The organism is Caenispirillum salinarum AK4 (genome assembly GCF_000315795.1).
Classification (GTDB): Bacteria; Pseudomonadota; Alphaproteobacteria; order Rhodospirillales; family Rhodospirillaceae; genus Caenispirillum; species Caenispirillum salinarum.
The window spans coordinates 111620-125173 of sequence record NZ_ANHY01000014.1; the positions used below are offsets into that span (position 1 = coordinate 111620).

The 13554-nt window shown below is 70.7% G+C and carries 10 protein-coding genes; all 10 read right to left on the reverse strand.

Annotation, left to right across the window (positions count from 1 at the left end; translation table 11 throughout):
* Positions 1 to 9: 9 nt before the first annotated feature.
* Positions 10 to 996: an ABC transporter substrate-binding protein gene (locus C882_RS14500; RefSeq protein WP_043645702.1), complete on the reverse strand. Its 987-nt coding sequence runs from the start codon at positions 994 to 996 to the stop codon at positions 10 to 12.
* A gap of 205 nt (positions 997 to 1201) precedes the next feature.
* On the reverse strand, positions 1202 to 3169 hold the full coding sequence (fhuB, locus tag C882_RS14505; protein WP_009541383.1) for a Fe(3+)-hydroxamate ABC transporter permease FhuB: 1968 nt from the start codon (positions 3167 to 3169) through the stop codon (positions 1202 to 1204).
* The gene (locus C882_RS14510; protein ID WP_043645705.1) at positions 3166 to 4077 is read right to left on the reverse strand and encodes an ABC transporter substrate-binding protein; all 912 of its coding nucleotides are present in this window, start codon (positions 4075 to 4077) and stop codon (positions 3166 to 3168) included. The genes fhuB and C882_RS14510 overlap by 4 nt, the downstream gene beginning before the upstream one ends.
* Positions 4067 to 4789 carry an ABC transporter ATP-binding protein gene (locus tag C882_RS14515; protein WP_268870316.1) on the reverse strand — a complete coding sequence of 241 codons (723 nt, stop codon included), beginning with the start codon at positions 4787 to 4789 and terminating at the stop codon, positions 4067 to 4069. Before C882_RS14515 ends, C882_RS14510 begins: the two co-directional genes overlap by 11 nt.
* An 85-nt stretch (positions 4790 to 4874) precedes the next feature.
* Positions 4875 to 7175 (reverse strand): TonB-dependent siderophore receptor, encoded by a 2301-nt coding sequence (locus C882_RS14520; protein ID WP_009541386.1) that lies wholly within the window; start codon positions 7173 to 7175, stop codon positions 4875 to 4877.
* A gap of 207 nt (positions 7176 to 7382) precedes the next feature.
* Positions 7383 to 8405, reverse strand: a complete 1023-nt coding sequence (locus C882_RS14525; RefSeq protein ID WP_009541387.1) for a FecR family protein — start codon at positions 8403 to 8405, stop codon at positions 7383 to 7385.
* A complete protein-coding gene (locus C882_RS14530; protein WP_009541388.1) occupies positions 8402 to 8908 on the reverse strand; it encodes a sigma-70 family RNA polymerase sigma factor in 507 nt (168 codons plus the stop codon). Before C882_RS14530 ends, C882_RS14525 begins: the two co-directional genes overlap by 4 nt.
* 216 nt (positions 8909 to 9124) lie before the next feature.
* On the reverse strand, positions 9125 to 10564 hold the full coding sequence (cysG, locus tag C882_RS14535) for a siroheme synthase CysG (protein ID WP_009541389.1): 1440 nt from the start codon (positions 10562 to 10564) through the stop codon (positions 9125 to 9127).
* 13 nt (positions 10565 to 10577) lie between these two features.
* Positions 10578 to 13211 carry a nitrate reductase gene (locus C882_RS14540; RefSeq protein ID WP_009541390.1) on the reverse strand — a complete coding sequence of 878 codons (2634 nt, stop codon included), beginning with the start codon at positions 13209 to 13211 and terminating at the stop codon, positions 10578 to 10580.
* Complete coding sequence (gene nirD, locus C882_RS14545; protein WP_009541391.1) at positions 13204 to 13551, reverse strand: nitrite reductase small subunit NirD; 348 nt, start codon at positions 13549 to 13551, stop codon at positions 13204 to 13206. Before nirD ends, C882_RS14540 begins: the two co-directional genes overlap by 8 nt.
* Between the last annotated feature and the right edge of the window lie 3 nt (positions 13552 to 13554).

The window sequence follows — 13554 nt, forward strand, 5'->3', positions numbered from 1 at the left end:
GATCCGCTCCTACAGATAGAAGGCGCTGTCGGGCAGCTTGCCGCCAAGAATTGCCGGATCGGTATCGGCGAGCGCCTTGAAGACAGGCTCAAGGACGGGACGCGCGGCGCCGGCCCGCGTCGCCACCAGGTTCGAGTGGGGGATCGCCTGCCGGATCACCGGGGCCGGCAGGCCCACCGTGCCGGCGACGATGCCGGCGGCCTCGGCCGGGGCGGCGTTGACGGCTTCGACCGCCTGCGCCAGCCCCTGGTGCAGGGCTTCCACCGCCGGGCGGTGGGCCTCCAGGAAGGCGCCGGTCACGCCGAGCCCCGCCTGGGGCAGGGCGGGCGGCAGGTCCATGGCCTTTGCCCAGGCGTCCTGGATGTCGATGACGCGCGTGAGCGCCCGTCCGGCCATCGCGCCCCTGACGATCGACGCGCTGGCCGCCGGTTCGGGCAGAAGGGCGGCGTCGATGCGGCCGGTTGCCAGCAACTGCGCGGCTTCCAGCGGCGTGCCGGCGAACCGCAGGTCCAGGTCGTCCTCGCCGATGTTCCGGGCCGTCAGCAGGCGGCGGAAGATGATGTCGGGGGTGTCGTTGCGGAAGGGCACGGCGACGCTCCGGCCCTTGAGCGCCTCCAGCGACGTCAGCGCCGGATCGGCCGACACCACATGCAGGAGGCCGTTGGTCATGACGTTGACCAGCCGGACGTCCAGCCCGCGATTGAACAGGTTCGCCGCCGACTGCGTGGGCAGGACGAACACGTTCATGGTGCCCGACGTCAGGCCGGCGCGCAGTTCGTCGGGATTGCGCCAGGCGCGGAACGTCACGGTATCGGCGATGCCGCGCAGGCGCCCGGTTTCAATGGCGTGAACGACGGTCACGGATGGTCCCGCCGGCGGTCCCCAGACCGTCAACTCGGGGATCGCTGCGTCGGCACGGGCGCGGCCCGCCAGGAGGCCCGCACACCCCAAGGCCGCGACGCCCGTGAACAGGCCGCGGCGCGTCATGCTGGTCATGGCTACTCTTCCTTGCTTCGGTTTCGGGCCCATTTGTTTCATCGCCTGCTGCAAAAATGGCTATCACGAATGAAAATGCGTTGCAATTGCAGTGTAAGCGAGAGGCGGTGCCTCCTGTCCAGAGGGTCGTGCCACGGGACGGGATGGCAGGCCTTGACGCTGGTCAATCCTGTAGGGACCGGCCGGGAGAGCCCGATTGCCCGCCTTACGTCCGTCGCATGAGGGCCAGGAGGAGCGGTGTACCGACCAGCGCCGAGACGATGCCGGCCGGCATCTCGTAGGGATACAGCAGCGTCCGCCCCAACCAGTCGGCCGTCAGCATCAGTCCGCCGCCCGCCGCCGCGCCGACCAGGATCTGCGGCCCACCACGCACGAAGCCCGCGGCGCGCGCGATCTGCGGCGCCATGAGGCCGACGAAGCTCAAGGGCCCGACGATGATCGTCGCGGCGGCTGTCATCAGGCCGGCGAGGACGAGCAACACGCCACGCGCGCGGGGGACGGAAAGGCCGAGGCCCCGTGCTCCGGAGGCCCCCAGCGGCAGAAGGTCGAGCCAGCGGGCAAGCGCGACGGTGAGCCCGACCAGCCCCCCCGCCAGCACCAGGCTGACCAGGGCCGAGGCCGTGCCTGTGCCGTAGGTCGTGCCACTCATCCAGCGTAGCAGAACGAGCGAGCGCGGGTCGCCGGTGGCCGCCAGGGCGCCGATGAAGGCGTCCAGCATGGCACCCAGCGCGATGCCGGCCAGGACGAGGCGTTCGGGCAGGAACCCGCTCCGCCGGGTGAGGATGAACAGGGCGCCAAGCACCAGCGCGGTGCCGACCGCCGCGCCCGTCATCAGCACGGGATAGGCAGGGTCCGTGATCAGGAAAAGGATGGCCGCCATCCCGATCATCGCCCCCGCGCTGATGCCCAGGACCTCGGGGCTTGCCATCTCGTTGCCGGTAAGCCGCTGCAGGATGGCGCCCGCAGCCGCCAGCATCGCGCCGGCGGCCAGGGCGGCGCCCACGCGCGGCAGCCGCCAGTCGGCCAGGACGTCCCAATCCTCCAGGCCATTGACCTGCCAGGCACCCGCAGGCGTGCGGCCGATGAACAGCGCGGCGAGCGCAAGAAGGGCCAGGCCACCCAGCGCGACCGCCACGGCGGGCATGGTCGGCCCGCGCCAGCGCCGGGCGCTGAGCACCGCCATGCCGCCGGCGAACGAAAGCTTCAGGCGCGGCAGGACGAGCAGCAGGAGAGGCGTCCCGAGCAGCGCCGTGACAGCGCCGGTCGGGATGAAGGCGCCCATGTCCGCGGCCAGCAGCTGGACGCTTGTGTCGGTGAGCCACAGCATGGCCGCGCCGATCAGGGCGGACCAGACCAGCTGCGGTCCCACCCGGCGCGCGCCGGCAAGGCGCGCCACGGTGGGGGCGGCAAGGCCGATGAAGCCGATGACGCCGACGGCGCTGGCGACGGCGGCCGCCAAGGCCACCGCGATGCTGACCGCCAGGACCCGAACGGCGCTCGGGGAAAGCCCCAGCGATCGCGTGCCCGCCTCGCCCAGCTCCAGCAGTCCAAGGGGGCGGGCGATCAAGGCGACGCCGAGACAAAGCACGGCAAGCTGGGGCCCCAGTGTCACGGCCGTCGACCAATCCTGCTGCGCCAGCGAACCCGAGCCCCAGATGAACAGGCTGACCAGATAGCGATCGTTGAGGAGAATGAGCAGCGTCGCCAGCGCCCCGCAGTACAGGCTGACGATCAGTCCGCCCAGGACCAGGGCCACCGGATCGAAATTGCGCCGGGCGCCGATGGCGAACACGACGCCGGCGGTGGCGGCACTGCCTGCAAGAGCCACCATCTCGCGCCCCGCCACCAGCAGGCCCGGTGCGACCAGGCCGGCAAGCACCAGCGCCAGGCTGGCGCCGGCGGACAGCCCCAATGTCGTCGGCGAGGCCAGAGGGTTGCGCAGGGCCCGTTGCAGGATGGCGCCGGAGAGGGCCAATGCCGCGCCGCACAGCAGGCTGACCACCAGCCGCGGCAACTGGGAGTACAGCAGGACCATCCGGTCGGCGCCGTATCCGGCCGCCGGCTCAAGCAGGTGCGGCAGGTCTTCCCGCAGCAGGAGCCACGCCGCGGCGGCGGCCGCGGCGAAAAGGGTCAGCGCAATGGCGGGTGTCTTGTCCCGCGTCTCGGCCATCATGAGAAGCGTGCCTCCAGATGTTCCGTCAACAGGCGGGCAAACCGGATGGCGGACGGCACCATTCCAAACATGAGCACCGGCGGAAACATCACGAAGTCCTCACGCCGAACGAACGGCAGGCTCAGCCACAACGGGCTTTTTTCCAGGGTCGGGCGCATTTCGTCGGCAATCGGTTCGAAGACGATCAACTCGACCGCCGCGTCCGCCATGCTCGCCATCCGTTCGAGGCCGATGGTCTGAAAGCCCCAGAAATTGGTTGCGCCGGTCCAGGCGTTCTCCACGCCCAGGCGGTCGAGCACGTCCTGATACAGGCTGTGGCGCCCGTAGATGCGGGCATGTCGCGCATCCAGCATGAAGCTGACCAGCGCCACGGCAGGAAGCGGCAGGCGCGACAGCCGGGCGCGCATGTCGGCAAGCTCCGCGAAGGTCGCGTCAAGATAAGCATCCGCCGCGCCCGTGCGGCCGAGGAGAGCGCCAAGGCGCCGCGTCTCGGCGACGGCGCGCTCCAGCGGCGAGGGGCCGTCGGGCGCGTAGATCGTGACCATTTCGACGGGTGCGATACGCTCCAGCGCCGGGCGGGCGGCGGCGACATAGGGGCTGATGACGATCAGGTCGGGCTCCAGAAAGGCGAGGAGTTCCAGGTTGACGGCCAGGTCCTGCCCGAGATCAATGGTCCCCGGCGGCAACTCCGGCGTCTTCACCCAGCGGTCCCAGGCATCGGCCGAGGCGACGCCCACGGGCTCCACCCCCAGGGCGAGCATCGTAGTGGCGGCGCCGTAGTCGAGAACGGCGACGCGCGGCGCCGCCCCTCCGGCCGCCTTGGCAGGGGGCGCGGCCAGAAACGCGGCACCCGCCAGGAGGCCGCCGGCAAAATGGCGGCGGGAAAGGGCGGTGCGTTCAGTCGACATAGGTGATGATGCCGTGGCCCGCGGGATGGGGGATCACGCCCATCCCGATGTCGAAGATCGTCCGCAGCGTGTCCCGCTTCAGCAGGGCCGCCGGATCACCCTCGGCGATCAGGCGGCCGTCCTTCAGGGCCATCAGCCGGTCGCAGAAGCGCGCCGCCATGTTGATGTCGTGCAGCACGATCAGCGCAGTCAGGCCCCGCGCTTGGCACAGGTCACGGACCAGGGCCAGCACCTCGATCTGGTGGGAGACGTCGAGCGCCGACGTCGGTTCGTCGAGCAGCAGGCAGTCGGCCCGCTGGGCCACGAGCATGGCGATCCAGGCGCGCTGCCGTTCGCCGCCGGACAGGGTTTCGACCGTGCGGTCCGCCAGGTGGTCGACATGGGTCAGCGTCATCGCCTCGGCGCAGGCGGTGCGGTCGGCGTCGGAAAACCGGCCGAAGGTGCCGTGCCAGGGGTAGCGGCCGTAGGCAACGAGTTCGCGGACCAGCAGGCCCGGCGGCGCGGCCGGTTCCTGCGGCAGATAGCCGACGGTGCGGGCGAAGCCGCGGCCGTCCCAGTCCTCCAGGTCGCGGCCATTGAGGCGCACCCGGCCCGCCGTCGGCCTGACCTGCCGGGCGAGCAGCTTGAGCAGGGTCGACTTGCCCGATCCGTTGTGACCGATCAGGCCGTAGGTCCCGCCCGCCGTCAGGTCGACGTCGAGCGGATGCAGCACGGTCCTGCCTCCGGCCGCGAAACTGAGGTCGCGGCCGGAGAACAGGACGTCGGTCGGTGGGGCGTGACGATGCACGGTCACGCCGTCAGAACCGGTAGCGCACGCTGGTGAGGAAGGTGCGGCCCGGATCGCGGTAGCAGTAGCCGTCCGTGCAGGTCGTGGAATCCTGGTCGAGCAGGTTGTCCACATGCAGCTTCCATTCCGCCCCCTGCAACTGCGGGCTGAGCTGTCCCAGGTCGTACCGCAGGTTGGCGTCCACAAAGTAGCGCGGATCGTTCTTGAACGTGTTGGCGTCGTTGCCCCAGCTTTCGCTCTGGTAGCGGACGCCGGCCCCGGCGGCCAGACCCGCGGCGGCGCCGCTCTGGACCGTGTAGTCGGCGTAGACCGACGCCATGTGGTGCGGCGAGCCGGACCGGGTATTGCCGTCGGTGCCTGTGGCGCCCTCGACGATCTCGAGGTCGTTGTAGGCGTAGGACGCGGTGACGTCGAGGCCCTCGGCGAGGGAGGCGACCAGCTCGATCTCCACGCCGCGCGACCGCAGGTCCTGCTGGACCATCCGGTTGACGCCGGTGGCGGCATCCCAGACGACGCCGTCGGTCTGATCGATCTGATAGACGGCGGCCGTGAGCAGGGCGTTCCGGTCGGGGAATTCGTACTTCACGCCCAGTTCGACCTGCTCGGCCGTGGTCGGCTTCGCCGGGTCGCCGCCGACCACCGTCCCGACGTTGGGGGTGAAGGACGTCGTGTAGTTGGCGTAGGGGACCAGACCGAAATCCGTGACATAAGAAATGCCCGTGCGCCAGGAGAACTCGCTGGCGTCGTGCTCAACCGGCGCGCCGCCGGCCGAGACGGTTTCCGCATCCAGCCAGTCGTAGCGGCCGCCGAGAACGAAGAGCCACGGGCCGGCCGCCATCTGGTCCTGCATGTAAACGCCGGTCAGTTCCTGGCTTTGTTCGACGTCGCTTGCCGGGTTCATGGTGAACTTCGGCGTGGCGATGGGAAGAACGCCCATGCCCTGCTGCTGGAAGCGGTCGGTGATGCCGTAGTCGATGCCCGTCAGGACGGTGTGGGACAGCGCCCCGGTCTCGAAGCGGGTCTCGACATGGTTGTCGATGACGAAGGCATCCGACTCCTCGAGCACGCGGCCGCCGAAGTAGGATGCGGTGGCGGGATTGGTGAGGACGCTCCAGGTCAGGTCGATGTCGATCTGGGAGTAGCGGGCGTTCTGGCGCACCGTGAAGGTGTCGTTGATGCGGTGGTCGATTTCCCAGCCCACGCGGTACTGCTCGCGGTCGAACTCGTTATGGTCGGGATGGGGGTTGGGGATGTCGGTCGCCGTGTTGTTGGCGTTGTAGTAGGTGTTGGCGCCGCCCTGCAGCGTGTGCAGGTAGGAGCCGAGCACGGTCACCCGCGTATCCTCGCTGGGCTCCCACGTCAGGGCCGGCGCGATGTACTGGCGGTCGTCGGGAACGCCGGGCATTTCCGTCTCGGCATCCCGCAGCACGGCGGTGGCGCGGTAGCGCAGGCTTCCGTCTTCGGTCACGGCGTCCGAGACGTCGACGTTGCCCTGCAGCCTGTCGTGGCTGCCGACGATGCCCTCGATCTCGTACAACGGGTCTTTCGTCGGACGCTTGGTCATGACGTTTGCGAAGCCGCCGGCGGACGTCGCGCCGTAGAGCGTGGAGGACGGTCCCTTGAGAACGGCCACGCCTTCCATGCCGTAGGGCTCGCTCGTGTAGACGGCGGTCGAGCCCTGGAATTGGCGGAGGCCGTCGCGGAACACGCCGTTGTAGGTGCCGTCGACCCCGCGCACGACGAAGGTGTCATAGCGGGGATTGAAGCCGAAGTTGGTCGTGTTGACGCCGGGAACGTACTCGAGAACCTCGTTCAGCGTCTGGGGCTCGCGGTCGTCCAGTTGCCGTTCGGTCACCACCGACACGGCCTGCGGGACCTTGATCAGCGGGGTGTCGGTCTTCGAACCGATGCGGCCGGCCAGGGGTACGTATCCGTCCTGCACCAGGATCTGGTCGCTTTCCGCCTCGACGAGGAGGGGGTTGAGGATCATGGTGTCCGCGGCGCCCTGCACGGGTTCCGTGACGGTCACCGTGCGCCCGTCGGTGAATTCGAACGACAGGCCCGACCCGCCCAGCAGCAGGCGCAGCGCTTCGGCCGGGGTGTGGCGGCCCCGGACGGGCTGCGCCATCAGGCCCTCGCCGATGCCGGCGGCGAAGGCGACCTGAAGGCCGCTCTGCGTTCCGAAGTCCAGCAGAGCCTGGCGCAGCGGCTGCGCCGCGATGTCGAACGCAAGAGCCTGTTCGGCCTGCGCGACCTGCGTCGGCGCGCTTTCACCCGAGGTCGGGGCGGCCCAGGCCGGCGCAGGCGCCATGGCTAGTGCCGCCGCCCCCAGGCCGGCCGCGGTGACGGACCGCAGCCCCTTCCCGTTAACCCCAGTTCCCATTGATCATTCCCTCTTGTTGCGTGCCTGAGCGGCAATCTGAAAATGCGATGCAATCGCGACTTCAGGAGAAAGACGCGCAACCCACAGATTTTTAAAGGGCAAGAGGGAAAAATTTTTATCGGGCGGCGGAGCGGGTCACCAGCGGTGCGCGACGAACAGGTAGGGCGCGACCTTCGACACCGTGATTCCATGGGTGCCGAAGGCCGCCCGCAGCGCGTCGACCGGCCGTTCCAGGTCGTAGACACCGCTGATGGACAGGTCCAGCAGGGCCGGTGCGGTCACCACGACGTGGCCGTGCAGGTACGGCTCCAGGCGGTGCAGGAACGAGCCGAGGGTCGTGCCTTCCACAACGAGCCGGTGCGTCCGCCACGCCGCGACCTGCGCCGGCGGGATCGGCTCGACGTGCATCGCTCCGGAGGACGGTGCTGCTATCAGGCGCTGCCCCGCCGAAAGGGTGGTGACGGTCTCGGCGAACGACGGCGGGGCGTCCACCCGGACGGTGCCTTCCGCCACCTCGACCGTCATGGTGTCCCGCCCGACGCGCACGTCGAAGGCGGTTCCGACGGCGGTGACCGTCAGGTCCCCCGTGCGGACGGAGAATGGCCGGTCCTTATCGGGCGTCACGGAGAAGAAGGCCTCGCCGGCGTGGAGAGAAATCGTGCGGGCGCCGGCGGCGTAGTGCGTCGACACCGCGCTTTCGGGCCCCATCGTGATGGTGCTGCCATCCGGCATGTCCAGGTGCGCGATCTCGGCGGTACCGCTGACCGCGTCGGCGTTGAGGTGCAGGTGCAGCGTCGGCCAGTTCAGGACCGCGACGAGAAGCGTCGCCGCGACGGCAAGGGCTGCGCCAGCCCAGGCGCGGCGCGGCGGCTCGGCACGTCGGCGGCGGGTCGGGGATGCCGGCCGCACGGCCGTCGACGCGGCGGACGGCCGCAGATGGCCGGCCACGCGCCACACCCGTTCCGCCTCGGTGTAGGCGGCGGCATGGTGGGGGTCGGCGGCCAGCCAGTCGGCGAGCCTGTCCGCCAGTTCCGGGTCGTCCGGCCGCTCCCGCAGGCGGGTGAACCATTGCATGGCCTGGAGCCGGATATCGTCCTCGGCTGCCGCGGCGATGGCTGGCGCGGGACGGCGGCCGGTGGTGCTGCCTCCGTGACTCATGCGTCTGTTTCCTTTCTGTCCACATCGCCGTCCCGCAACTCCGCGGCACAGTGGAGCATGGCGGTCTGTATCATCTGGTGGACCCTGGCGGCGGAGACGTTCAACTCGGCCGCGGTTTCCTGAAGCGTGTAGCCATGCAGGCGGTGAAGCTCGAAAGCCGTGCGCGTCCGCTCGGGCAACCTGGTCAGCGCCTTCTCGATGCAGCGCACTTCGTCGCGGAGCAGGGCCTCATCGGCCGATGCGTTCCAGGTCGGGTCGCTCATGGGCAGGTCATGAACCTGGGCGCGGGACCGTCGCTTGGTGTCGAGGCACAGGTTGCGGACGATCTTGTACAGGTACCCCGCCGGATTGCGCAGGTGATGCGGCGACCCGGCGGTGGCGGTGGAGCCCATCAGCCGGACGTAGGCATCCTGAACGACGTCCTCGGCCTCCGCCCTGGAGCCGGTGATCTGGGCTGCATAGCCAAGCAGGGCGTCCCGATGGCTGAGGTAGACCTGTAGCATCCGCGGCTCTTTCGTCATCTCGTCCCGGCGTTCACGTCGTTCATGCAGGCGCCCGCAGTCGGCGCTGCGAGTGAGTATCATTTGCTGCATGGTACGGAAACAGGAACGACTGTGCAATCGGCGGCGGAACATGAAGATCGTCAGGGGGCGGGCAGGGCCGATGGGGGAAGCGCTGCCACCGCATACCGGGTGCCTGCCTGCCGGAAAAGCCCTGCGTCACAACGCGGCGGCGCTGTCGAGGCGAGATTGCGCCGGCCAACCCGGCGCCTCGGCCACGGCGTTGCCGATCAGCAGCAGGGCGGGTGCTGCCGTGTCCAGGGGGCGTTCCATCACGCGGTCCGCCAAATCCGAAAGAGGCGCCCATACGCGCGCCGCGTCGGGACGGCAGACGCTTGCGGCCATGACCGCCGGGGTGGCGGCCGGAAGGCCGGCGGCTATCAACGACCGGGCGATTCCGACGATCTGGTCCCGGCCCATGTAGACCGCCAGGGTCGTCGTCGGATCAGCCATGGCCCGCCAGTCGACCGCCGCCGTCTCCTGCGGCGTCCGGCATGAGGCCGTCGCCAGCCGCAGCGATCGCGCCACGCCCCGGTGCGTGAGCGGCAGGCCCAGGTCCGCCGCCGCCGCGACCGCCGTCGTGATGCCCGGCACGATACGCACCGCGATGCCCGCTTCCCTAAGGAAGGCCGCTTCCTCGCCGCCGCGGCCGAAGATGAAGGGGTCGCCGCCCTTCAGGCGCACCACCCGCAGGCCGCGTCGTGCGCAGGTCGCCATCATGCGGTTGGTGAATCCTTGCGGCACCGACGGTCGCCCGGCCCGCTTGCCGACGGGTACCAGGCGGGTCTCGCGGCGGGCCAGCGACAGGATGCTCTCGGGCACCAGGGCGTCGTGCAGGATGACGTCGGCGGTGCCGATGGTTTTCACAGCGTTGACCGTCAGCAGGCCCGGGTCGCCCGGACCGGCGCCCACCAGGGTGACGGAGCCGGTGTCGGCCGTGCCCGCAGCGGCGAAACGCTCAAGCTCCGTCTCGATGCGGGCCGTGGCCTCGGCCTCGGTCAGTCCCATGAGGGTATCGGCCACTTCGCCGGTGAGGACGGAGTCCCAGAAGCGTTGCCGGGCGCGGGTGGTGGGCAGCGCGTCCTTCACCCGCCGGCGACAGGCCTCGGCCGCCGCCGCCAGCCGTCCCGTGCCGGCGGGAATGGCGGTTTCCAGGCGCTGGCGGAGGGTCCGGGCCAGGGCCGGCGCCCCACCGCCGGTGGAGATGGCGACCATCACCGGCGCGCGGTCCAGCATGGCCGGCACGGTGAAGTCGCAGCGCTCGGGCACGTCGACCACGTTCAGCGGAACGTTCCGCGCCTCGGCGGCGGCCTGCACCGCATCGGTCAGGCCTGCGTCGCCCGCCCCGTCGATGACCAGCCGCGCGCCGTTTACCATGTCGGCGGTGAATGGGCGGCGCTCCCAGGTCACGCGGTCTTCGCGGACCATGGCCGCCAGGTCCTCGCACAGGGTGTCGGCCACAACGGTCACCGCGGCGCCGGCACGGGTGAGTAGGCGCGCCTTGGAAGCGGCGGCTTCGGTGCCGCCGACCAGCAGCACCTTGCGGCCGCGCAGGTCCATGAAGACCGGAAAGTAGGGCATGAGGGTGTCGTCGGTCATCGTGAAAGCCTCCTCAGGCCGCGACGGCGGGTTTCGCACGGCGCAGGATGTCCTTGATCTCGGGCACGCACGAGCCGCACCCGGTGCCGGCCCTGGTCCGCCGGCCGATGTCTTCTGCGCTGGCGGCGCCGTCTTCGGCGGCGACGGTGATGGCCTCGCGGGACACGGCATGGCAGGAGCACACCATGCCTCCGTCCTCGGCCCCCGATCCGTCCGGCGCCCGGCCGGCCAGCAGCACTGCGCGGTCGGCGGCGGAGAGGGTCTCGGCGGCGAACAGCTCGACCAGCCAGGAGCGCGCCACCTGCGGGCGGTCAGCGCCGGTGAACAGCACAGCTTCCAGCCGGTCGCCGTCCATCCAGGCACGGCGGACGACGCCGTGGCGCGGGTCGGTGAACTCCAGCGGCGTCAGGCCGGGAAAGTCCAGGTCCGGTGCCACGTCGCCCGCCAGGTCGAAGGCCAGGCACTCCCCGGCCGCCTGCCGCACCCAATAGGGCAGGGCGGACAGGTCCGGCGCGGCGCGGCAGAGCAGCAGCCCTTCCCACGCCGGCGCCCAGGGCTCCACCCGCACGGGCACATGCTTGCTTTCCGGCTGGCCCGACAGGGCATCCACATGCCCCGCCACCAGACGCCCGACGGCGCCGGCAGCGGCGGTGGTGTCGCTCCAGTGCATGGGCAGGAAAACCTCGCCCGGCCGCTGGGCCTCGGTCACCGCCACACGGGCGAGCAGGCTGCCAAGGCCGCTGGTGACGCGGGCCAGACCGCCGTCGATGAGCGCTCCGGCGTCGTCGGGATGCACCTCCACCAGCGGTTCCGGCCGGTGGGCGGACAGCCGCGGGGACAGGCCGGTGCGGGTCATGGTGTGCCACTGGTCGCGATACCGGCCGGTGTTGAGGATCAGCGGATACCGCAGGGAAGCCCGCTCCATCGGTGCGGCGTGCCGGACGGCAATCATGCGGCCGCGCCCGTTGGAATGGGTGAAGCGGCCGTCGCCATACATCCGCTCGGTGCCCCGCGCCGCGTCCATTGGCGCCGGCCACTGGACCGGGGCCAGGGCATCGAACGCCTTGGGCTTGATGGCCGCGAAGGCGCCGATGTCGAAGGCCCGCGCGCCGTCGTTCTCGAACGCCGACAGGGCGGCGTGCTCGCGGAAGATGTCGGCCGGGCGCTTGTAGGGGAAGGCCGCGCCGTGGCCCAGCGCGCGGGCGACGTCGGACATGATCCGCCAGTCGGGCCGCGCCTCGCCGGGCAGCGGCCGGAAGGCGCGCTGGCGGGAGATGCGGCGCTCGGAGTTGGTGACGGTGCCGTCCTTCTCGCCCCAGCCGGCGGCGGGCAGGCGGATGTGGGCGTGGCGCATGGTGTCGGTGTCGGCCACCACGTCGGAGACGATGACGGTGGGGCACGCCTCCAGCGCCGCGCGCACCAGGCCGGCCTCGGGCAGGCTGACGGCGGGGTTGGTCGCCATGATCCACAGCGCCTTGATGCGTCCGTCGCGGACGGCGCGGAACAGGTCGACGGCCTTCAAGCCCTGGCCGCCGGTCAGCGCCGGAGCCTTCCAGAAGCGGCGGAGGCGGTCGACGTCGTGGGGATCGTCGGGGTTCATGTGCGCGGCGAGCTGGTTGGCGAGACCGCCCACCTCGCGCCCGCCCATGGCGTTGGGCTGGCCGGTGACCGAGAACGGCGAGGCGCCCGGCTTGCCCACGCGGCCCGTCGCCAGGTGAACGTTCAGGATGGCGTTGACCTTGTCGGTGCCCCGGCTGGACTGGTTCACGCCCTGGCTGAAGACGCTGACGGTGCGGGGCGTGGCGGCGACCCACTGGTAGAAGCGCGCGAGGTCGGCGCCGTCGACGCCACAGGTCTCCGCGACCGCCGCCGCGTCGGCCTCCGCCGCCTCCAGCGCCGTGTCGAGGCCGGAGACGTGGCGGGCGACGTATTCCCCATCCACCGCGCCCGTCCGCGCCAGATGGGCGAGCAGGCCGTTGAACAGGGCGACGTCGGAGCCGGGCGTGATCTTCAGGTGCAGGTCGGCGAGGTCGCGGGTGGCGGTCTCTCGCGGGTCGATGACGACGACCTTTGTCCCCCGATCCCGCCGCGCCGCCCGCAGCCGTTGGGCCAGCACCGGATGACACCACGCCAGATTCGACCCCACCAGCACCACAAGGTCGGCCAGCTCCAGGTCCTCGTAGGTGCCGGGCACGGCGTCGGCCCCGAAGGCCCGCTTGTGGCCGGCGACGGTGGAGGCCATGCACAGGCGCGAGTTGGTGTCGATGTGCGGGCTGCCGATGAAGCCCTTCAGCAGCTTGTTGGCGACGTAGTAGTCCTCGGTCAGCAACTGGCCGGAGACGTAGAAGGCCACCGCGTCCGGTCCGTGGGCCTCGACGGTCTCCCGCAGGCGGGCGGCGGTGGCGGCGACGGCCTCGTCCCACGAGGCGCGACGGCCGTCCACTTCCGGGTGCAGAAGGCGGATGCCGCCGGCATCCTCGGCACGCACCGTGTCCATGAGCGCCGCGCCCTTGGAGCACAGGCGGCCCTTGTTGGCAGGATGGTCGGGGTCGCCCCCGACCTCCCATCCCTCGCGCCCCCGGCTGAGGATCAGCCCGCAGCCGACGCCGCAGTAGGGGCAGGTGGTCTTGACGGTGTCCTCAGCCATGGGCCGCCCCCTCGCGCCAGGGGACGAGACCCAGGACCACGCGGCCGTCCTCCAGCCGCGCGGGGATGGTGCCGGTGCAGCCCTCGTCCGGCCCGGTCGCCTGTCCCGAGACCAGGTCGATGACCCAGTTGTGCAGCGGACAGGTGACGGCTTGGCCGTGGACGATGCCTTCCGACAGAGGGCCCTGTTTGTGGGGGCAGGCGTCGCGGAGGGCGAAGACCTGATCGTCGATGGTGCGGAAGACGGCGATGCGTCCGGCCGGATGCTCGACGGTCCGCGCGCCCTGGCGGGGGATGTCGGTCAGCGGGCCGATGTCGGTCCAGGTGATGATCTGATCCATGTC